The sequence below is a fragment of the Algoriphagus boritolerans DSM 17298 = JCM 18970 genome, assembly GCF_900108085.1.
In the GTDB taxonomy this organism is placed as follows: Bacteria; Bacteroidota; Bacteroidia; order Cytophagales; family Cyclobacteriaceae; genus Algoriphagus; species Algoriphagus boritolerans.
On the sequence record NZ_FNVR01000027.1, the window covers coordinates 24731 to 47477 of the forward strand.

The 22747-nt window shown below is 44.9% G+C and carries 18 protein-coding genes; 12 read left to right on the plus strand and 6 right to left on the minus strand.

The annotated features are described in order from the left end of the window. Positions 1–378: 378 nt before the first annotated feature. The 11 genes from C4S61_RS17490 (at position 379) to C4S61_RS17540 (ending at position 16218) form a co-directional block, all read left to right on the plus strand. Complete coding sequence (locus C4S61_RS17490; RefSeq protein WP_103926095.1) at positions 379–972, plus strand: TetR/AcrR family transcriptional regulator; 594 nt, start codon at positions 379–381, stop codon at positions 970–972. A gap of 14 nt (positions 973–986) precedes the next feature. After that, positions 987–2324, plus strand: a complete 1338-nt coding sequence (locus C4S61_RS17495; RefSeq protein WP_103926096.1) for a TolC family protein — start codon at positions 987–989, stop codon at positions 2322–2324. A gap of 7 nt (positions 2325–2331) precedes the next feature. Then, positions 2332–3435 (plus strand): efflux RND transporter periplasmic adaptor subunit, encoded by a 1104-nt coding sequence (locus C4S61_RS17500; protein ID WP_103926097.1) that lies wholly within the window; start codon positions 2332–2334, stop codon positions 3433–3435. 38 nt (positions 3436–3473) lie between these two features. Next, positions 3474–6644, plus strand: a complete 3171-nt coding sequence (locus C4S61_RS17505) for an efflux RND transporter permease subunit (RefSeq protein ID WP_103926098.1) — start codon at positions 3474–3476, stop codon at positions 6642–6644. Positions 6645–6959: 315 nt separating this feature from the next. Then, complete coding sequence (locus C4S61_RS17510) at positions 6960–7709, plus strand: hypothetical protein (protein WP_103926099.1); 750 nt, start codon at positions 6960–6962, stop codon at positions 7707–7709. A gap of 1 nt (position 7710) precedes the next feature. Next, on the plus strand, positions 7711–8154 hold the full coding sequence (locus tag C4S61_RS17515) for a hypothetical protein (RefSeq protein WP_103926100.1): 444 nt from the start codon (positions 7711–7713) through the stop codon (positions 8152–8154). A gap of 13 nt (positions 8155–8167) precedes the next feature. Next, positions 8168–9202 carry a sensor histidine kinase gene (locus C4S61_RS17520; protein WP_103926101.1) on the plus strand — a complete coding sequence of 345 codons (1035 nt, stop codon included), beginning with the start codon at positions 8168–8170 and terminating at the stop codon, positions 9200–9202. A gap of 3 nt (positions 9203–9205) precedes the next feature. Further along, positions 9206–9895: a LytR/AlgR family response regulator transcription factor gene (locus C4S61_RS17525; protein ID WP_235010077.1), complete on the plus strand. Its 690-nt coding sequence runs from the start codon at positions 9206–9208 to the stop codon at positions 9893–9895. Between the two features lie 364 nt (positions 9896–10259). Next, on the plus strand, positions 10260–12686 hold the full coding sequence (locus C4S61_RS17530; protein ID WP_103926102.1) for a TonB-dependent receptor: 2427 nt from the start codon (positions 10260–10262) through the stop codon (positions 12684–12686). 168 nt (positions 12687–12854) lie between these two features. Continuing rightward, entirely contained in the window at positions 12855–14492 is a 1638-nt protein-coding gene (locus C4S61_RS17535; RefSeq protein WP_407640580.1) for a sulfatase family protein, read from the plus strand. 34 nt (positions 14493–14526) lie between these two features. Then, positions 14527–16218, plus strand: coding sequence for a sulfatase family protein (locus tag C4S61_RS17540; protein ID WP_103926104.1), 1692 nt, complete (start codon positions 14527–14529; stop codon positions 16216–16218). 67 nt (positions 16219–16285) lie between these two features. On the opposite strand, the gene C4S61_RS17545 is transcribed toward C4S61_RS17540, so the two are convergent. Both C4S61_RS17545 and C4S61_RS17550 read right to left on the minus strand, forming a co-directional pair. Then, complete coding sequence (locus tag C4S61_RS17545; RefSeq protein ID WP_103926124.1) at positions 16286–16738, minus strand: RrF2 family transcriptional regulator; 453 nt, start codon at positions 16736–16738, stop codon at positions 16286–16288. Between the two features lie 105 nt (positions 16739–16843). Then, a complete protein-coding gene (locus C4S61_RS17550; RefSeq protein ID WP_103926105.1) occupies positions 16844–17392 on the minus strand; it encodes a fasciclin domain-containing protein in 549 nt (182 codons plus the stop codon). A gap of 372 nt (positions 17393–17764) precedes the next feature. Between C4S61_RS17550 and moaCB the strand changes: the two genes are divergently transcribed. Beyond that, positions 17765–18676 (plus strand): bifunctional molybdenum cofactor biosynthesis protein MoaC/MoaB, encoded by a 912-nt coding sequence (moaCB, locus tag C4S61_RS17555; RefSeq protein WP_103926106.1) that lies wholly within the window; start codon positions 17765–17767, stop codon positions 18674–18676. 108 nt (positions 18677–18784) lie between these two features. On the opposite strand, the gene C4S61_RS17560 is transcribed toward moaCB, so the two are convergent. The 4 genes from C4S61_RS17560 to C4S61_RS17575 all read right to left on the minus strand — a co-directional run bounded on the left by C4S61_RS17560 (position 18785) and on the right by C4S61_RS17575 (position 22621). Then, a complete protein-coding gene (locus tag C4S61_RS17560) occupies positions 18785–20059 on the minus strand; it encodes a TonB-dependent receptor (RefSeq protein WP_103926107.1) in 1275 nt (424 codons plus the stop codon). A 45-nt stretch (positions 20060–20104) separates the two neighbouring features. After that, positions 20105–21049, minus strand: a complete 945-nt coding sequence (locus tag C4S61_RS17565) for a TonB-dependent receptor plug domain-containing protein (protein ID WP_103926108.1) — start codon at positions 21047–21049, stop codon at positions 20105–20107. Between the two features lie 65 nt (positions 21050–21114). Then, on the minus strand, positions 21115–21537 hold the full coding sequence (locus C4S61_RS17570; protein WP_103926109.1) for a hypothetical protein: 423 nt from the start codon (positions 21535–21537) through the stop codon (positions 21115–21117). Next, on the minus strand, positions 21494–22621 hold the full coding sequence (locus C4S61_RS17575) for a hypothetical protein (RefSeq protein WP_103926110.1): 1128 nt from the start codon (positions 22619–22621) through the stop codon (positions 21494–21496). The genes C4S61_RS17570 and C4S61_RS17575 overlap by 44 nt, the downstream gene beginning before the upstream one ends. Between the last annotated feature and the right edge of the window lie 126 nt (positions 22622–22747).

Here is a 22747-nt window from a genome sequence, read left to right on the forward strand (position 1 = left end):
CTATTTCTTTGCGGTAAAAAAAAAGTGACATCTAATTCCACGGCAGTCCGAAGACTGCGTCATGGAGGGTTTGTGTTTTCAATGACTGGAATCTCTTGAACCATTAAGGGACTGAAGAAAATTAAGAAGTGCAGGTCAAAGGCTTAGTTTCACTTTTCAGGCTATACAATTTCAAAATCTTAATTCCCTTAATTTCTTAATGTTAAAAAATAAACGGTCCAAGCTTGCCTGCATCGGGGCAGGACTGAAGTCTAGTACCATTCTGTCCTTTTTGCTTCAACCCAGAATCTGAATCCCATCAAATTTTCTCAAATAATCCCACAGTCAGGAACTTTATCCAGAAACTATTGATTGAACGTTCATTCAGTCAAGAATAGGATGGATCAAACCCAAGACAAGCGGATTTTAATTTTAGAAAGTGCTTTGGAGCTTATCCGTGAAAATGGCTTTCACGGCACGCCAGTGAGTATTGTGGCCAAGCACGCCGGGGTAGCAGCGGGTACAGTTTATACTTATTTCAAAAGTAAAGATGAATTGATCGTCGCGCTTTATCACTACGTGAAAGCGGGCCTGTTAAGTGAAATTTCTGCTAAAGACCATGCTTCTGATCCATTCCAAAAGCGGTTTTTTGCACTTTGGAATAATCTGATCCAGGTTTACTTGAACAAGCCAGCATTCCAAAAATTCCTGGAGCAATTTATTTCCAGTCCCTACAATTCTCCCGAAGTCCAATCAGGACCGGATCCTTGGGGGGACTGGCTGTTTCAGTTTTTCAAAGATGGCGTGGACTCCCAAACACTAAAACCACTGAGTCCAAATATCCTTGCGGTAATGGTTATGGGGAGTGTGATTTCTCTGGTTCGCTATCGGGTCTATTTCAAATTAAAGAAATCTTTTGCCGAACAAGAACTCCAACTCATCCCTCAGATGGTCTGGGATGGCATCAAAAATCCTCAAGAAACAAACCTCTAAACCAAACTTTTCCAATGAAAAATGCAGTAGTCCTTTTTCTTATCCTTCTTTTTCGGCTCAGTCCGGAAGTGATGGCTCAGGACTCCAAAGGACAAAATTCAGCTATGAATCTTACAGATGTACTGGATTATGCCTTGAAAAACAGTCCAATGATCCAGCAATCCGGTATCGATCAGCAGATCGGAGAGCGACAGATCAAATCCAGCCTTTCGGGTTGGCTTCCGCAGATCTCTACCAACTATCAGGTGTCAAATAACCTCAAGCTCCAAACTCAGCCTATTGGAGATCAGTTGATAACCTTTGGGCAGCCTTTTGCCAGTAATTTGATCTTTGAGGTCAATCAGACCCTGTTTAATCGGGATCAGTTTTTTGCTTCCAAAGCAGCTGGACTCGTACGAAGCGAACTCAGCCAATCGCTGGAAACCACCAAGATCAACACGGTCGTAGCAGTGGCCAAAGCGTTTTACGATATCCTGCTCACAGAGGAACAAATTCGGATTTTGGATGAAAATCTTCACCGCCAGGAAAAACAATTCAAAGATGCTAAAAGCAGATTTGATGTAGGCTTGGTAGACAAAACTGATTACCAACGGGCCAGCATCACCTTGGCCAATCTCAAAAGCGATAAAAACCGGGTGCAGACTTCGCTCAAAGCCAAGCATGCCTACCTCAAGGAAGTCATCGGCTTTCCTGTAGATCAAGACTTGAAGGTAGCTTATGATTACGAAACCATGCAAGAAATGGCCAGCATGGACGAAGGCACCGCTTTTGAACTTGAAAATCGGATAGAATACTTGCTTGCCAAAACTCAGGTAGCCACCACGGAATTGAACACCAAATATGCCCAGTGGGCTTACATCCCGCAGTTGAGTGGATTTTACAGTTACAATTACCTGTTTTTTGCGCCTGAGTTTGCGGACTTGTACTCTCGCTCATTTCCGACTTCAGCAGTTGGGCTACGCGTAGCGATTCCGCTTTTTCAAGGGGGAAAAAGAATCCAAGAGGTTAAGCTGGCCCAACTCCAAGAGGATCGGGCAGAAGTGGGCTTGCGGAATTTTGAAAAGCAACTCAATACCGAATACGAAACCGCCCTTGCTAACTACGAAGCCAGCTACTTTGACTGGCAGACACTCCAGTCCAATCAGCAACTCGCTGAGGAAGTCTACAATACGATCAAGATGCAATATGACGAAGGTGTAAAAGCTTATGTTGACTTGATTGTCGCAGAGACCGAACTGCGAACCGCACAACTCAATAATTACAACGCACTCTTTAACGTGCTCTCCAGCAAACTCGACCTGATGCGTGCCTTGGGTCAAATTCAACCCTCTACCATCGATTCTTCACTTTGATTTTGATATGACAAAGCATTTTCTCTCCCATATTATTCGATTTTCAGCTTTAGGAGCAGCTTTTTTTGCCTGCTCCGGTTCCAATCAGACGCCTCCGCCTCCACCTCCTGTTGCGGTAACGGTTTATTCGGTTGCTGCAAAACCGGTTATTGCCATCGACACGTATCCTGCGACGGTCGTTGCATTGAATGAAGTGGAAATTCGGCCTCAGGTGAGCGGCTACATCACCAATATCTTTGTCAAAGACGGTCAGGAAGTGACCAAAGGACAGCGACTCTACGAAATAGACCGCAGCAAATACCAAGCTGCGAAAAATCAGGCTTCAGCCGCTTTGGCTTCTGCCACTGCCAACCTAGCACGGGTAAAGAAGGATGTGGATCGCTACGAACGTCTTGATCAAAATGAAGCGATTGCAAAGCAGGTCTTGGACAATGCCAAAGCCGAGCTTCTTGTTGCTGAAGCGCAAGTTCAGGCAGCCGAGGCACAGATTGCCGCTGCAAACACAGATTTGAGTTATTCCTTGATCACGGCTCCATTTTCCGGGAAAATAGGCATTTCACAGGTTCGGGTTGGTGCACAGGTATCACCGGGTCAGCCACTGCTCAATACACTTTCTTCCGGAGGTCCGGTGCAGGTGGATTTTGTGATCCCTGAGCGGGAAATCCCGCGTTTTACCCGATTGATGAATGCGACAGAAACTCCTGATTCCTTGTTTACGCTTCAGTTGGGCGATGGAAGTAAGTATCCGACTCCAGGTAAGTTGGTTTCAATGGATCGCGCAGTAGGTCGACAGTCGGGTACACTGAATATGCGGGTGGAGTTTCCGAATACTGAAGGAATGTTGGTGCCTGGCATGACGGTGAATCTCCAGGTGATGAATCAGGATTTTGGGAATCAGTTGGTCATTCCTTACAAGGCCGTCACCGAGCAGATGGGCGAATATTATGTCTATGTGGTCGCGGCTGATAGTACGGTCACGCAGCAGGTTCTACAACTTGGAACTGTACTAGGTGCTGAGGTAGTCGTCAGAAGTGGAATTGAGGCGGGCCAAAAGATCGTGGTGGAAGGCATTCAGAAACTCCGTCAGGGCGCCAAAGTCCAGATCCAATAATTGCGGATCGGTTTTTTCAATCTTAAAGTCTTGATCTAATGATATCAGAAGTTTTTATAAAAAGGCCCGTCACGGCCATGGTCATATCCATAATAATCGTAATAGTGGGAGCGCTTGCCGCTTTTAACCTACCGATCACACAGTATCCGGATATCACACCTCCTGTAGTCTCTGTGTCCGCCAACTATGTGGGTTCGGATGCGCAGACCGTAGAGCAAACGGTGGCTACGCCCATAGAAACGCAAGTTAACGGAACGCCGGGAATGGCCTACATCAGTTCAAATAATACGAGTACTGGTCAGATGCAGATGAACGTCACCTTTGATGTGGGGACGGACATTGACATTGCAACCTTGGACGTGCAAAACCGGGTCAGCATCGCCGAACCGACACTTCCTGAGCAAGTGCGAAGACTAGGAGTGGTAGTGCGGAAGCGAAATCCCAGCATCATGATGGTGATCAGCATGTATTCACCGAATGGAACACACGATGCGAAGTTTCTTTCCAACTACACCAATATTTTTATCAAGGATGCCCTTCTCCGGGTGAAAGGCGTGGGTGATATCAATGCCATTGGGCAGGATTTCTCGATGCGCGTTTGGTTGAGACCGGATAAAATGGCACAGTATGGTATTTCAGCTTCTCAGGTTTCTGCTGCAATTCAAGAACAAAATCTTCAAGTCGCTGCAGGTACCGTGGGTGGAATGCCGCAATTGAACACCCAGGCTTTTGAGTATCCGATCACTGTAAATGGAAGATTGGGTGAGGCGGAGGAATTTGAAAATATCATCGTCCGCACCAATCCGGCAGATGGATCCTTGGTATTTCTCAAAGACATCGCAAGAGTAGAATTAGGTCAGTTTGACTACGGGAGGTATTCCACTGTGAACGGACAAGAAGCAGCGATTCTCTTGGTTTACCAGGCTCCCGGAAGTAACGCGGTGGAGACGGCAGAGGGCATCTATGCGGCTTTGGATGAATTGAAAAAGACCTTTCCAGCAGATATGGATTATGTAGTTCCTTTTGAGTCTGTGTCTGTGGTGGAGGTTTCAATCAATGAGGTACTCAAGACTTTTGGAGAAGCTTTGCTCCTGGTTATTATCGTGGTGTTTCTATTTCTTCAAAGTTGGAGAGCTACTTTGGTCCCGATTTTGGCGATTCCGGTGTCGATTATCGGGACATTTATTTTCTTCATTCCGCTCGGTTTTACCATTAATACACTGACCATGTTTGGGTTTGTGTTGGCGATCGGGATCGTGGTGGATGATGCCATCGTGGTAGTCGAGGCCGCACAGCATTACATCGATCGGTTCAAACTTTCCGCACAGGAAGCGACGAGAAGGGCGATGAAAGATATCACCGCTCCGGTCATTGCGATTGCTTTGATTTTGGCAGCGGTATTTATTCCGGTAGGTTTTATTCCCGGAATCGTGGGAAGAATGTACCAGCAGTTTGCGATTACAATTGCAATATCCGTGTTAATTTCTGCTTTTGTGGCTTTGACCTTGACTCCGGCATTGTGTAGCATTTTGCTTCGGCCTTCCGAGGTGACCAAGGACGGCAAAGGACTGAACAAATTCTTTTTCAAGTTCAACAACTGGTTTGAGCGAGTGACCCACAGCTATACCGGTGGCGTGAATACCTGGATCAAACGAGCACCCCTTGCAATCATTCTTCTGATCTGTATTTTCGCAGGGACCTTTGGCTTGTTCCAAGCGAAGCCAACGGGCTTTTTGCCGACGGAAGATGAAGGACGTCTTTTCGTTTCCGTTGAGCTTCCTGAGGGAGCTTCCTCCAGCCGAACCCGTGCGGTAATGGCCGAAATGGTGGACCTGATCCGGAGCACCGAAGGAATCAACAACGTCACTGGTATCGGGGGCTTAAACGCAATCAACTTTTCCTTTAAGCCGAATTCTGCCACATTCTTTGTGCAGATGAAACCATGGGATCAGCGAAAAGATCCTTCGCTTCAGCTGTTTGGGATCATTGGGACACTAAATCAGAAATTCCGAACTGTCGAAGAAGCAAGCGTGGTAGTTGTGCCTCCTCCTGCAATTCCGGGATTGGGTCAGACAGGCGGATTCAGCTTTATGCTGGAGCAGCGTGCGGGAGGAGATGTGAAAGAATTGGAACAAGTCTTGGGTCAATTTCTTCAAGCCGTCAACGAACGACCGGAGATCGATCGGGCATTTAGTTTCTTTACAGCCAAAACTCCCGGGTATCATATCCGTGTGGATCGTGAGAAAGTGAAAAAGTTGGGGGTATCACTGACGGATGTGTTTAGCACCATGTCCGGGCTGATGGGTTCGAGCTACATCAATGACTTCACCAAATACGGCCGAAATTTCCGTGTGGTGACCCAAGCGGATACGACTTTCCGAACCGGAATTGAAGACTTGCAAAAATACTACGTGCTCAATCGGGAAGGTGCTTCTGTCCCGCTGAGTGCCTTGATTGACTATAAAGTGGTGGAAAGTGCGCCCGTCATCTCACACTACAATCTGTTCCGATCCGCCGAAGTCAATGGAAATGCGGCGCCGGGCTACAGTTCCGGTCAGGCTATTCAGGCCTTGGAGGAGGTGGCTGCGGAGGTTTTGCCGGATGGCTACAGTTATGATTTCTCAGGGCTTAGCCGGGAGGAAATGGCAGCCGGAAATAGCACCATTTTGATTTTTTCCTTGGCGATCATCTTGGTTTCCCTGCTTTTGGCAGCGCTATATGAGAGTTGGTCGGTGCCGTTCTCAGTCTTGCTGGCGCTTCCTTTGGGCGCATTTGGGGCGATCTTGGCCTTGACTTTCTTGCCCAAACTGGACAACAACGTCTATGCGCAGATCGGTCTGATCACCCTGATCGGTTTGGCGGCCAAAAACGCCATCTTGATCGTAGAATTCGCCAAAGAGCGGGTGGATAAGGGGATGCCACTGATTCAGGCGACACTCGACGCGGTGAAGCTGCGACTAAGGCCGATTATTATGACTTCCTTGGCATTTATACTTGGGGTAGTGCCACTGGCACTGTCCAATGGGGCAGGTGCAGTGGCTCGACAGACCATTGGCTGGACGGTGATTGGTGGGATGCTGGCAGCGACGTTCTTGGCGATTTTCTTTGTGCCAGTGCTTTATGTGGTGATTACCAAGATCGCCTATGGTAAAAAAGAATTGCAGCGATTGGAAGATAATGCGGATCTAAGTGGATTTGAGGAGCATTGAGTTGTATTGAAAAATGAAGAAAAAAAGCTATCCTGGATGACGGGGTAGCTTTTTTTGTGAAAAACTATTTTCCAGAGAGTACACAGAGATTTTGGAGAAATCACGTTGTCCTGCTTCTCCAGAAGCTGGACTAAGGTGTTTCGAACGTTGAAACAGAAAATTCGCTGATCAGCACAGATTTCTAGGATGTCTCCCGATCCTAGAAATCAAACTTTCCTTGTTACATCACAAGTTTTCTCCAAGATATCACATATCATAGTTTGACTAATTTATTTTTCTGTGATTTGAATCAACGGAATTCTAAAAATCAGGAGAATGAAAAAATATCTTTACGTGCTTTGCGCAATTTACATCCTTGTTAAGGGGGAGGTTTTTTCCCAAGTAACCAACTTGGATGAGGAACCCAACGATGTTGTGCTCAATACTTTTGACCAAAGCACGATGTATTATTTATCTCCTGTTTCTTCTTTCGGAATCAGTTTGGGGTATAATGCCATGCGGGACAAAATGGATACTGAACTGGGTCTGAGCCAAAAGCGCCTTGTTGAATTTATAGGGATGGGGATGGGATGGCGGAATAGGCGCATGTTTTATGGCCTTCATTTGGGGACTTCAGCGCTTTCTGGACTTTCAAAAAGTGTTGTGGGCAATCTCACGAACAAAAGCCAAACAAGCGATACATTTTTTGATCTTTCTGTTGGTCGGGCTTTGGTATCGACTCCTCAATTTTACCTAATACTTCGGGCTGAAGGAGGTCTCCACGTTAGGTCACTTCAAATCACTCAGATTGATCAGGGAGCGTTTGATTTGAATGATTTTGGGAATGCTCCCGGAATAGCTTGGCCGGAAATGGAGCATATCTCCGGAACCCTTGGGGTAGCTGTAGAATATATGCCAAAGGCTTTTCGACCGATTTCAGTACTAGAGAGTATTCAGTTTGGATACAAAACGGGGATTGGAGCACCTGACTGGAGGTCTCCTGATTTGACCTTGGCTAATTCTTTTTCAGACCGGATGTCCATGCTTTTTCTTAAAGTGATGGTTGTCATATCCAGAGAAAAATAGCATGAAAGAATTGGTCTATTTGGGTTGGTTTCTGATTTTGCTTTGCATTCCACGGGGGAGTTTAGCGCAAGAGACTTCGAGTGATTCATCGGAGGCAATACTAGTCATCTACCGAAAGCCACACCTGAATTTTACAGCATTTCGGATTTATGGGGATGAGACGATCCTGATTCCTGATGTAAAAGCCAATTCCTATTATCTGATTAAAAGAAAGCCGGGAAGGATCTTTTTAAAAACGGAAGGAAGTGTTTTGAGGAATCTTGCAGAGAAAAGGGAATACAGTCTGACCTTAGAGGCAGGCAAAACTTATTATCTTGAGGCAATCCTAGAATATCAGTTTTTGCTGACCTCCTTACATTTAGTCAAAAGGTCGGAAGTGGACGGTGCTGAAGCTATTCGAAAAATGAAGGGAATTATGATCGATGTGAAGCAACCGATGCCTTAACCAGTTTAGATGAATGAAATCAAAAGCTAAATTTCAAATCATTTCCTGGATTATTTTATTTGCTGTTTTGGGCTATTGGCTGCTGGTTGCGAAGGATCTAATCAAACTTGAACTCGAAAATGACTTCGAAAATCACCTCGGTAGTATTTCCCTCTATCTATTAAGTTGGTCGACCGTATTCGGTGCCGCTACGATTGTAGCCTGGCTGAATTTCAGGTTTATTTTTTTACCATGGAGGACAGCTCGATTGTCCAATCCCTTGTTTGTCGGACTTGAATTAGGGGTGTTGATTGTGGTATTTGAGTTTTTGCAATGGACGATTCAGAACGAGCCATCATTGATCGAAGACAATCTTACCGTCACGTTGTTTATTGGGCTGTACTTTTTATGTTTTGCTTGGCTTGCAGACCTGAGCCATGCCAAAAAAAGGCAGCGGCAACTTACCCAAGAAAAGGATCGTGCAGAACTCAAACTTTTGCAATCGCAGCTTAACCCGCATTTTCTGTTTAATGCGCTTAATACCACTTACAGCACGGCTATATCCGAGGAAAGCACCAAAACCGCAGCTCAAATCCTGCAGCTTGCGGATATGATGCGATTTGCAATCGAGAAGTCCAAATTGGACTTTATTTCAGTTGAAGAGGAAATCAGTTTTTTGGAAAAATACATTCAGCTACAGTTGGATAGGTTTGCTGGTTCCGACCAAAAGTGGGTGAGGTCTTCGTTAAATTGGGATGGAGTCGATGTCCAAATCAGCCCGATGTTGATTCAGCCATTTTTGGAAAACGCATTTAAGTTTACCCAATTTGGAAGCGATTCGGCAGAACCACGATTGGAGATTGATTTGAAAGTAGCCGAGGGCGTGATGAACTTTCTTGTGAAAAATTCTTTCTCGGCAGAGCAAGTGGCAGCTAACCAGGGGACAGGCAGTGGAATTGAACTCGTGCGGCAACGGCTGGAAAGTATTTATCCAAACAGGCATCTGCTGAAAATTGAAACAAGCAAGAATTTGTGCTGTGTTTTGCTCATGATAAATCTGAACAATTGAGTTATGATAATTAAAGCGATTGCAATTGATGATGAATCACCTGCTTTGGAACTGCTGAGGAAGTTTGTGGAAAATGTGCCTTTCGTTCACTTGGAAAAGACTTTTACCGACCCCAAAGAAGGGTTGAAGTACGTTTTTGATCATCAGCCGGACCTTATTTTTTTGGACATCAACATGCCGGCTTTGTCAGGTCTTGAGGTGGCAAAAATCATCCAGCCACTGGGAAAGTCCTTTATTTTCACCACGGCTCATTCGGATTTTGCGATCCAAAGCTATGAGTTGCAGGCATTGGATTATCTGCTCAAGCCGTTTTCCTTTGAGCGATTTCTGACGGCGTTGAACAGGGCTTTTCAGGAGATCGTCCGAAAAAAAGGAGAGGAGACCAGTGTTTTTATAAAAGATAGCTACGATTGGGTGCGAGTCAATTTGAATGAAATTAATTTCATCAAGTCCGACGGAAATTTGCTCTTCATTCATACCAAAACCAAAACCTTGAGCACTAGAATGACCATCCCGGAGATCCTCGCAATCTTGCCTAAAGAAAGTATGATGCGGATTCATAAATCGTATGTGATTAATCTTCGGGAAGTGGAAAAGCTTGAAAAACATCAGGTGACGATTGACCACCAAACTATTCCTGTGGCAAATTCCCATCGGGAATCGCTTGAAAATCGATTACTTAAGAAAAGTTGATAAGTTTTTTTGTAAGTGGCTGGACAAAATAATTTCCCGCAGATCAGCACTGGAAAAACTGTAGAATAAACCGGGTTTTACTATAGTTTCCCTCAACTTTTTCTCTCAATCTTCCACATTCACTGGTTTCACATATTTGTTGAAAACGAACTTTTGTGGAAGCTATGCCGGGACACAAAAAATGAATATTCAAGGTACAAAATCAGTTTTTTTGAGCGAAAATAATTTTTAAAATGTCAATGAACTGTGATTTATTAAGATCTTGTTTTTCCTTATTTAGATTTATTAAAAATAATTTGCTTGAGTCAATTGTGTGTATTTATATTTGTGCGCTAATTATAATTAATCTAGATAAGCGTAAGAGATGAAACACTTTTCCCTGTTGATGATGTTCGCGTTGTTGGCCAGCGGTGCAATGGCGCAGAAGAATTTGCTTAAAGGCAAAATCACAGATAAAAATCAAAATCCATTGGCTTTTGCCACAGTTATTCTTGAAGGTACTGTCCGTGGTGTTCAGAGTGATGTGAATGGAAATTACGAGCTCAAAGACTTTCCTAAAGGGGATTATCAGCTCAAAATCTCCCTCCTCGGCTATGAAGATTCAGTTTTGCCATTTTCCATCACAGAAGCAGAGACCAAGATTCTTAATATTGTGATGACCGAGGAGCCGCTTTGGTTGGATTCTTTTGAATTGCTTTCCAGTAGGGGGATTTTGGGACAGGAAAAACTAGCCGAAGTGGAGGATTTCCGGATCAATGCCGGAAAGAAAAACGAGGTCATACGAATTAGAGATATAGATGCTAATTTGGCGATGAACAATAGCCGCCAGATTTTTGGACGTACGCCGGGGATTTCGATTTGGGAAAATGACGGTTCCGGAATCCAACTGGGCGTGGCATCCAGGGGTTTGAGTCCCAATCGTTCTTGGGAATTCAATGTCAGAATGAACGGCTATGATATCACCCCTGATCCGATGGGCTATCCTGAGGCTTACTTCACACCTCCAATGGAAGTGGTAGAAAAGATCGAAATCATCCGAGGTGCATCTTCTTTGCAATTCGGACCTCAATTCGGTGGCTTGATGAACTTTGTTTTGAGAAAGCCGGATCAATCTACTCGATTCACAGTGGAGACCATTAATACCCTTGGAAATAATGGCCTTTTTAGCACATTCAATTACATCGGTGGTACAGAGGGCAAATTCAGTTATACTGCTTATTATCAAAAAAGAGTGGGAAATGGCTGGAGAGAAAATGGCTATTTTAACACAGATCATGCGCACATCGAAGTTGGGTACGCTGCAAGCAATAGGCTAAAACTAGGACTCGAAGCTACTTATATGACTACGGAGAGTCAGCAGCCAGGAGGACTAACTGACCAGCAGTTTGCAGAAGATTCCAGACAGAGTACCCGTGAGCGCAATTGGTTCAGCACCCCTTGGTTTGTTCCTTCTTTATCCGCAGAATACCTTGTGAGTCCTAAAACTCGCTTGAGCTGGAAGGTTTTCGGTACGATTGCCGAGCGAAACAGTGTGGGTTTCGTGCGTCAGATAAATGAAGAAGATGACTTAGGTAACCGTCAAGTAGACCGAGATTACTATACCACTTACGGTTCAGAATTGCGCCTGAGTACAGATTTCAAGTTCTTGGGGCTTGATAATTCACTTGCCTCTGGGATCCGCTATTTCAATGGACACATTGACAGAAAACAAAATGGTGTAGGAAGCAATGGTTCTGAGATGGACTTTGAACTCACCTCAGGGTCTGAATACCCAAGAAATTTGGATTTCAGAAATGTGAACTATGCAGCATTTGCAGAAAACGTATTTCGATTCTCAGATAAATTCTTGTTGACAGCAGGTCTCCGATTGGAGCAGATCGAATCCAGCAACAGTGGACAGTTTAACGTAGTCAATGGACAGCCTCAGATTTTAGATCCGATCACACGTACCAGAAGTTTCCTTTTGGCAGGTCTTGGATCGGAATTCCATGTGACACCGACTACGGAATTATACTCCAACTGGTCACAAGCCTATCGACCTGTTTTGATTTCTGATTTGACTCCGCCAGCTACTACAGATGTGATTGATCAGAATCTGAAGGACTCAAGAGGATTCAATTTTGACTTTGGCTATAGAGGAAATATTGGTACCTATTTGAACTTTGATGTCAGCTATTTCTACCTAAACTATGCTGATCGAATTGGAACCTTGACTCAACTTAATTCTGATGGAAGCAGCTTCCAGTTCCGTACCAACTTAGGCGGTTCGATCAGTCAGGGTTTTGAAGGATATATGGAGGTGGATCCAATTTCAGCAATTTTCGACAAGTCTAGATTTGGTTACCTCAACATATTTGCATCGATTGCTTTTGTAGATGCGAGGTATGGAGATTTTGCGACCACAAGATTGGTCAATGGTTTCTTGCAAGAGAGTAATCTGAAAGGAAACCGCGTGGAAAATGCCCCCAGAAAGATTAACCGCTACGGAGCAACTTACCGCTACCGATCTTTCTCTATGACTTGGCAATTGAGTGATATTGGAGAGGCTTTTGCCGATGCATCCAATACCCTTGAACCCAATGCTGCCGCTACGACCGGACTGATCCCAGCCTATGTAGTCCAAGACCTTTCGGCAAGTTTTACATTCATGAAAAAATATTCCTTAAAAGCTGGGGTAAACAATTTGACCGACGAGCGGTATTTTACCCGAAGAGCCGGTGGCTATCCAGGTCCTGGAATCATGCCAGCCGATGGAAGAACATTCTACACGACTTTGGGCCTGAAATTCTAAGTGAATTTTATCTAGTGGAAAGCCATCTCTTGAGTTAGGAGATGGTTTTTTTTTTTTGATCAATTCTTTAAATTGGTTCTATTCTGAGAATAAGTTTTATACTTTCAAAAGAAACCTCCGTCGATTATGAAGACTTCTTTTTTTTATTCCATTGCCTTAATTCTGATTATGGTTCTATTCGGCTGTAATCAGGAAGAAAAAAAGCAAAGCCCACCCAACATCATCTTTATCATGTCCGATGATCACGCGTATCAGGCGATTTCGGCTTACAGCAATCACCTGATTGAGACGCCAAATATCGACCGGATCGCCAAGATGGGTATGCTTTTTACCAATGCCACTGTGACAAACTCCATCTGTGCGCCAAGTCGGGCGACAATTTTGACAGGCAAGCATTCGCATATCAACGGCAAAATCGACAACGATTTCCCCTTTGATACGACCAATGCCACTTTTCCTCAGTTATTCCAGGAAGCCGGCTATCAGACAGCCATGTTTGGCAAACTTCACTTTGGGAACAGCCCCAAAGGCTTTGACCAATTCAAGATTCTTCCTGGACAAGGAGCTTACTATAATCCCGACTTCATCACCAAAAACGAAGGTACTATAAAGGTTCAGGGCTATGTTACTGACATCATCACCGACATGACATTGGACTGGCTGCAAAAAGAGCGAAAACCTGATCAACCCTTTATGTTGATGTATTTGCATAAAGCTCCGCATCGGGAATGGCTCCCTGCAGAACGGCACTTGGCGGAGTTTACTCAGCGAACTTTCCCTGAGCCAGCTACGCTTTTTGATGATTACTCCGGAAGAGGAAGAGCGGCAAAAGAGGCCGAAATGAACCTCCTGAAGCACATGAATTGGGCGGGCGACTCCAAGGTATATCCCGAAGTCATGGACGAGTTGGGCATTCCGGATGCCTCAGGTTGGGATAAGGGAGCTTTCCAGCGGGAAGTAGGTCGATTGGATTCTGCACAGCGTGCGACTTGGGATCAATATTACATGCCAGTCAACGAAGCGTTTAAAAAGGCCTTTCCAACTATGACCGAAAAGGAAAAGATGCAATGGCGCTATCAACGCTACATGCAGGATTACTTGGGAACCATTGCCTCCGTCGATGAAAATGTCGGGCGTGTATTGGACTATCTTGAGGAAAATGGGCTGATGGAAAACACGATCATTGTTTACACCTCTGATCAGGGATTTTATCTCGGTGAGCATGGCTGGTTTGATAAGCGCTTCGTCTATGATGAAAGCTTCAAGACACCGCTTTTGGTTTCCTGGCCGGGAAAAGTAAAAGCAGGAAGCAAAACGGATGAAATGGTGCAGAATCTGGATTTTGCCCAGACTTTTTTGGATGCCGCGGGAATTCCCGCTCCATCTGACATGCAAGGAGAAAGTCTGATTCCACTTTTGACCGGAAACACGGAAAAGTGGACTCGAGATGCGGTCTATTATCACTATTACGAGTATCCGTCAGTTCACATGGTCAAGCGCCATTATGCCATTGTGACCAAGGAATATAAGCTAACGCATTATTACTTCGATACAGACGAGTGGGAGTTGATTGATCGGATCAATGATCGGCAGGAGCTCAAAAATGTCTATGATGATCCTGCCTATGCTGAAATCAAAACAGAATTGCATCAAAAATTGGAAGGCCTGCGGGAGAAATATGGGGATAGCAAAGAAATCTCCCAGAGCTATCTCGATCGTTATTTGGATCAATTGGAGCAAACCCAACAGTTTGGTAATGCCAATAAAGAAGTGACGAGGAAGATTCTGGAGGAAAGGAAAAAGTAAGCTTAAGTTCCAAACGTATCACAGCCCCAATCCTATGAAGCCAATCAAAACAGCATTTCTTACGTTACTCGGAGCTTGGATTTTATTTTCCTGTAATCAGAAAGTAAAATCTACTCCAGAAAGGCCCAACATCATCTTCATCATGTCCGATGATCATGCTTATCAGGCGATTTCGGCTTATGACAATACCTTGATCGAGACTCCGAATATCGATCGAATTGCTAAAATGGGGATGCTGTTTACCCAAGCCTCTGTCACCAATTCGATCTGTGCACCCAGTCGGGCGACGATTTTGACAGGAAAACATTCACACCTAAATGGTAAAATCGATAACCATTTCCCCTTTGATACGACCAATGTGACCTTTCCGCAACTCTTACAGCAGGCGGGATATCAGACGGCAATGTTTGGCAAACTCCATTTTGGCAACAATCCCAAAGGGTTTGACCAGTTCAAGATCTTGCCGGGGCAGGGTTCTTACTACAATCCGGAATTTATCACCAAAAATGAGGGGGAAATTAAAGTGGAGGGGTACGTGACGGATATCATTACGGATATGACTTTGGATTGGCTGGAAAAGGAACGCAAATCAGACCAACCGTTTATGCTGATGTATTTGCATAAAGCACCACACCGTCTCTGGCAAATGGCTGAGCGTCACATGTCAGAATTTACGCAACGGAATTTCCCGGAACCCGCTACCTTATTTGATGATTACTCCGGCAGAACTCCAGCAGCTGGTGAAGCCGAAATGAATATTTTGACCCACATGGGTTGGTCGGGAGACAATAAACTGAACCCGAAAGTGCTCAAGCAGCTCGGAATAGCAGATGTGGGCGGATATGACACGATTCGGTTTATCAATGAATTCAAGCGATTTACTCCTGCACAGGCAGAAAATTTCAAAAAACACTACGATCCCATCAGTGAGGAATTTGTCAAGGCTTATCCTACCATGTCCAAGGAAGACCAGATGCGCTGGAAATATCAGCGCTACATGCAGGATTACCTGGGTACCATCAAGGCGGTGGATGAAAATGTGGGACGTCTCTTGGATTATTTGGAAGCCAATGACCTGATGAAAAATACGATCATCGTCTATACCTCGGATCAGGGTTTTTATCTCGGTGAGCACGGCTGGTATGACAAGCGATTTGTCTATGATGAGTCATTTAAAACTCCTCTGATGGTTTCCTGGCCGGAAAAAATCAAAGCTGGAACCCGATCCGATGCTTTGGTTCAAAATCTGGATTTTGCGCAAACTTTCCTCGAAGCAGCCGGAGTTCCTGCTCCTGCCGATATGCAGGGCGAAAGCTTAATTCCATTACTCACAGGAAATACCGAAAAGTGGACACGTGATGCGGTCTATTACCGTTATTATGAATATCCTGCCGAGCACATGGTGAATCGCCACTATGCGATTGTGACTAAAGAATACAAGCTGATCCATTACTATTTTGTGGAGGATCAGTGGGAATTGATCGATCGGGTGAAAGACCCACAGGAACTGAAAAATGTGTACGATGATCCTGCCTATGCAGAGATTCGAGCTGATTTGCATCAGCGCCTCGATGAGCTTCGAATCAAATACAAGGATAGTTCGGAATTGAGTCAAGTATATATCGATCGGCTTTTGGAGGATGCGGTAGAAGGAAAAGTTTGGGGTATGGACGAGAAGCGGGTGGAGGAAATCCAAGCCAGACGCCAAAAAATAACAGCCAATTGATACAAACAATCAAGCCCAGCTTTTCGAAGTTGGGATTGATTGCTTCCTGAATGAAATGGGCAGAAACTTAGGATTCAACTGAACCTGTCAGGTCGGTAAGTTGCGTTTCACCTTTTATCACTTCCACCGCAAGAAGCCTGATACTTTTGGTAGTCAGCATTGAGTCAATTCCTTTGCGGACTTTAACAATTTCGAAGTGAAGTGGGCAGGGATTTTTTTCGGAGCATTTTGGAAGGCCAAGGCCACATCCTGAGAATAGATGATCCCCATCTATGGCTCTTACGACATCTTTCAGTGTGATTTTAGAATGGGATTCGTCCGCATAAAAACCCCCATTGGGGCCTTTTTGCGATCCGATTATTTTAGCTCTTACCAATTGCTGCAGAATCTTTGCAGTGAAGGCTTCAGGTGCTTCGATTTCTGCGCCTATTTCTTTTGCGCCTACTTTTCGGTCTTCCAGACTTTTGGTCCAGACATAGATGACTGATTTGATGGCGTACTTGGAGGCTTGAGAAAACATAAAGGATGATTTTATCCGAGAAATTCGGGTCACCTCATTTAACAGAAAAGCCGGATCAAAGTTCAATCCGGCTTTTTCTTTTTTTTAAGAAAACCAATTCACCTATTACTTTGGTAGCAAAACCTGATCAACCACGTGGATAATGCCATTGGAAGCTGGTACTGTTGCGATGATTTTTGCACCATTGATGCGGACACTTCTATCCTCTGCCACTACCACTGTCACAGATCTGCCATCAGCCGTGCCGAGATTCCTTCTATTTACAAAGCTATCAGACTTGTAGACGCCCAGGAGGACATGATATTCCAGGATGTCACGGAGTTTTCGCTGGTTTTCGGGTTTGACCAGCTCCTCCAAGGTACCGGCAGGAAGCGCATCAAAAGCTGCATTGGTAGGGGCAAATACAGTAAACGGCCCGACGTTGGTGAGGGCATCCACATAGTCCGCTGCTTGAAGTGCGGCTACCAGGGTACTGTGATCGGCAGACCCTACAGCTACCTGTACGATGTTTGGGTTTGAGGCATCGTCAACCACGGCGGATTGACCTGGTCCTGGTGCAGCGTCAGCAGTATTCGAACGCTCTGGAGCTTGACCACCGCATGAGCAGACAGCCAAGGTCAAGAGCAAAACCGGGAGATAAAGCAATGTTTTCATAATTCTGAGTTTGGAAAGGTTAAATGGGATAAGACTGCCTGGAATTTAAAGTAATGGGTCTCGTTAATAGCTGATTTTTAATATCCAAATCTACTTCTCAAATTAATAAAAGATAAAAAAATCCTTTATTAATTTTTATGATTTTAAGCATAAAAAATCCATTCGAATCAGGATAACTGGACTACAATATAGGCGCTGGAGGTAGTTGGAATGTTTGAGATTTTGCCTAGAAAAGAAGGAATTTTGTTGTGCCTATTGTCCAAATTGTATGGTTTCTGTGAGTCCCTTGGAATCATGGCTCATCAGGAAGTCATTTATTGCAGGGATTTTATTCAAGAATTGATATCTTCCAAAAGTCTAAATCTTCATTAAATGGTCAATATCACACCAAAAAGTAATACACTTCGCAAATCCATCGCCCAAGCCATCGTCAAAGTCAGCCTGCCTGAAACGATCCATGCCATCCATAACAGAACAGTTCCAAAAGGTGATGTACTCGAATGTGCCCGGGTAGCAGGACTTTTTGCCGCTAAGCGAACTGCCGATATGATCCCTGACTGCCATCCCTTGCCGGTGGAATTCACAGCGGTGAGCTATGAAGTTGGGGAAATGGCAGTGACCATCTTCGTGGAAATCCATACGATCTACAAAACCGGAGTGGAAGTCGAAGCGATGCATGCCGCCTCGGTTGTGGCGCTAACTATGTACGACATGCTCAAACCAATAGACAAAGGAGTGACCATCGAGCAGATCAAACTGGTCGAGAAAAAAGGCGGTAAAACCGACCGGAAAAAGGATCAGGACCAATCTCTAAGTGCTGCTGTTATCGTGTGTTCGGATTCCATTTCGGCCGGTAAAAAGGAAGACCGTGCTGGTCTTGTAATCAAAGAGAAGTTGGAAAAATTGGGGGTGGAGGTGCCTGTTTACCAAATTATTCCGGATGAGAAAGACAGAATTCAGGAGATCTGTAGTCTACAGGTTACAGGAAAAATGGATATGGTCATTTTCACAGGAGGTACGGGTCTTTCGCCGAGGGATGTTACTCCTGAGGCTTTGGAGGAAATTCTGGAACGAAGGATCCCGGGGATCGAAGAAGCCATCCGCAGCTATGGACAGCAGCGAACACCTTATGCCATGCTATCCCGCTCTGTAGCAGGACTGATCGGAGATACCTTGGTTATGGGACTTCCCGGTTCGACCAATGGCGCTTCGGAATCCATGGATGCGGTATTTCCTGCCATTCTTCACATTTTCAAGGTGATGGAAGGAGCCAGGCATGATTGAGAGCTAAGTTTGAAACATAAAAAACGGCTTGGTATTTTTCCAAACCGTTTTTTATGTGTTTAGGGAAAAGACCTGCCAAGTTTTCAAAAGCTGTCAGGGCCTGGGTTATCAAGGAAATTTGAAGCTCACCATCAAAAAGTAATTTCTTCCCGGTGCATACATCAGGGTTTTGTTGGTGCCGATGGGACGGGTCAGGTGCTCATAATAGGTTTCGCTTAAGATATTTTGAACACCCCCTTTGATCAGGAGCATTTTACCGATCGGAAAGCTGGCATCCAAATCAAGAAGCGTGAAACCCGGAGTTTTTCCTTCTCCGAAAGCCTCAGAAATCCGCTCCTGTGTCAGTACATGTCTTAGGTTGATACCGGATTGAAGCTTTCCTTGGAAGAATTGACCTCTTACACCATAGCGAAGATCCAAGGGAGCAATCTCAGGAAGGGGTGCATCCAGGATTAGATCTTTGCCATAGGTATATGCCACGCCAAGTGTTTGGCTGAGTTGGGTGCTGAGTTGTTGTTTAAAATTGAGTTCAAAGCCGGTTTTCATGGCTTCATCCACATTCAAGTACTGCCGGACTCCAGGGCTAGAAGCCAATCGTGGCTTGAGTTCAGTTTTGACCGAAGTGATGTAATCGGTCATGTAGGAACCGAAAAGGGTGAGTTCGAGGGAGATTTTCTCTCGGCTGTATCCAAGCACCAAATCCAACTCATTATTGGTTTCAGGTTTGATCTGAGGATCTCCCACCAATTCCCAAGGATCAACACCCACGGCGAGGTAATTGATATACCGCTCCAAAAGGCTTCCACTTCTGCGGACACTCGCTGCCCATAGTCCTAGGCTGAAAGCCCTTCCCAAATCCCGCTGCGCACCAATACTGATTCCCGGGTTGAGTTGTGTACTCTTTGCCTCGCTGTGCAATTGGGCAAATTCTTCTGCTGGGTTGTTTGATACAGCCTGATTTACCTCCAATCGACCGGATGCGCTGATGACTGTGCCTCCCACAGGGATCAGATAGTTGGCAAAAAGTCCCGTTTTCCGAATTTGTGAGTCTTGCCACAGATTGTCCTGAAATACCTTTCCAGCCATCGGGCCGGCTGTAATGGTGCGGGTACGGATACCATCGGCTGATTCTTCCTTGAAATCCACCCCGGCAAAGAGTTTTCCCTGAGCAAATTTCCATTCTCCTTCACTTCTGAATCCCCAGTTTTGTGTGATGACTGGAGTAGCAGCATCCATCATGCGGGGTTCGCGGAGCAGGTTGTCCATCAAGTGATCCACCCGAGTGAAGTAGATGGAATTAGTCCACTGAGTCAGTGGCTTTCCTGTGAAAGTCCGGGAATGCTTCAGGCTTCCCATCCAAGTGTCATCGGTACGAAGATCCATCCCAAGAGAAGGAAAATCTACATCGCGGGCAAAGTTGCGGTTAACTTAAAACTGAACCAAGTCCTTTTGAGTGGCCAGAAAATCAGCGTAAAGCCCTATCGTCCCTCGTTTGAAGTTTGCGGGAATAGGATTGCCATCTCCATCGAGATAGTCATTTCCAGCCGAGTAGCTTCCCAGTATTCCTATATCGTACTTGGATCCTTGGAATCCTACGCGGGCATCATTTCTCCATACATCTCCATTGGTCTCAAACATGGAAGAAATCCGTCCATAGATTCCTGGAAAGGAAGTGAAATTTGGAGCTTCCTGGATGTAGTTGATCGTGCCGCCGAGACCGATTCCGTAGCGAAGTGCATGTGGACCTTTGAGAATCTCCACTTCACGGATTCGATTGAGTGCGACTTGTGAAGTAGGCGGATCCATACGATTTGGGCAGGCAGCATTGGCAGATTGGAGGCCATTGACCACGATATTGAGTTGGTCGTACTTGAATCCACGCATCACCGGATCAAAACCAAAACTGCTGCTTTTGCGGATACCAGAGACGACCGGATCCAGTCCAAGTATTGCGCCAGCATCATGGTGAAGGCGCTCCTGATCAGAGATGAGTATTTTTTTGTCTTTTTCCTCAGACATTTTCAGAGAAATGACTGAGACAGGCTGTAGCCCGTGGAGCTGCTCCCGACGGAAGATCACGCTGGTATTCGCAGCTTCGGCCAATTCATTTGGATCAAGTGTCCAGCTACTGTAGCTGAGGTGACTGAGGTAAAGCCATGTTTCTCCATCAATCAGAAGAGATATTTGACCATTTTCGTCAGAGACTCCCTTTTGAAACCCATATCGATAGGTGACACCCGGAATTCCTTCCTGAGATTCGGAGTCTTTGATTTGTAGATTTTTTGCTTGCTGCGCAACCGCAGTGGAAAGGGTATAGAGTATCAGGGCAAGGGCAAAAGTCAGCCCAGCTCCCAGTGAAGTTAACTTTTTCATGAGTTTGGATTTTAGTAATCATTTGGGACAAAAAGTCCTAAACCGACTTTTAGTCGGTCTTTTTCTCAGGAAAAAACGAGTTGTGGGGGGTGGAAAAAATCCATTTCGGAACCTGTTGTCAGATTCTTTTTATAGAAGGAATTGGGATGAAGTTCCAAATAGTCTTTCAACTTGAGTACTATAGGGTTGAGCGTGATTTGTTCAGGGAAAACCAGTCTGAGCTCTTCCAAGGTGATTTCAGTTTGACCTTCTGTCTGGTTTTTAGCTTCTGAGAGACGTTTTCCAAGCTCACATTTTCCGTCGCATTGGAGTTCGGGCTTGTCCTTATTGACACAATACAGCGCAGTAATTTGTTTTCGATCCAAGTAAAAATTTACTTGAATAAACGTATAGCCCATTCCGTTGAGTAGGATCAAAAAGATCAGGACACTATGAAGCCAAGTTCTAAGCACGGGAATCCAAAGTTGGGTTAGGTTTTTCGGTTTCATTGTGATTTAAATTACTTGGGCATTCCCTTTGTCGGATTTTCCAGAGAATTACACCCGCCATCAGTCCAAACTGAATTAGGATCAAGTACCCATTGGCTACGCCGAATATTTTGCGAAGCTCATGCATTTCAAGCAAGCTGAAAATAATTCTTCCCAATAAACTGACTTGAAAAAGCGTCCAAGTCATCCAAAGAATGGGATGGTAGGGTGTCTCCCGAATGCCAAAGATGATGGGGAAAATAATCGGTGCATGCGCCCATATCATGGAAAAGGTGAAGCCCAGAAAAAAGGTATGGAGCAAAAGATCATAGAAAAGCGAATGACTCTCCAATCCCAAAAGGATCAGCCCGTGAATTCCCAGCCAGATATAGCCCACTCGGAGCCCAATCCCGATGTATCGGAATTGGGCTGGTTTTCTGGAGGCGACTTTTGCCATATCAAAAACTAACAGCCAGATCGCGATCAGGAAAGTAGCTGAGCCCATGAGTTCATTTCCCCAAGAGTGAAAAGGGATAATTAAGCCGATGGTGAAAAATAGCAATAGAACCTTCAAAGCTAATTTGGACCAAGCCGGAACTGGCAAGAACTGACTGAGTTCAAGTCGCTCTCCGACAATGGTAAATAAAAGGAATCCGATCCACCAAATGCTGCCTGCTGCAATTAGGCCAGTTTGAAAAGCCAAAAGATTTCCGATAAACCAGGAAGCCGCTCCAGCATAAAGCAGCACTGAGTGAAATTCGGGATGCTTCAGGGTCTGTATGTGCATTATTATGCCAAGACCCAGAGAACCCGCCATCAGTAAAATCAGACCCAAGTCAGTGAATCCAAGCAGAAAAGGTAATATGGAAGCGCAGGTAAGAAGAGGTATAAAAAGCCAGGTTCTCTTTTTCATCACCATAGCCCGTTCGATAGAGATCAGCGTACCCAAAAAACTTCCAACCATCAAGAGGCCATGATTCATTCCTGCCGAAGCTATTGGGATCATCAAACATCCCAATCGAATCCAACCACCTGCTATTCCTCCCATCAGTCCGGTTAGAACAAAAGGAATAAGGTAATAGGGTTGTAATAACCTAGTTTTCATTGATATGGATATTTTTTTGAGAAAGAATTGAGGATTTTGCTTTCACAAAATTACATTAATTTTATATAAAGGATAAAAAAGTCCTTTAATAAATTTTTACTTAATTTTTAGATCCGATTTCTGGTC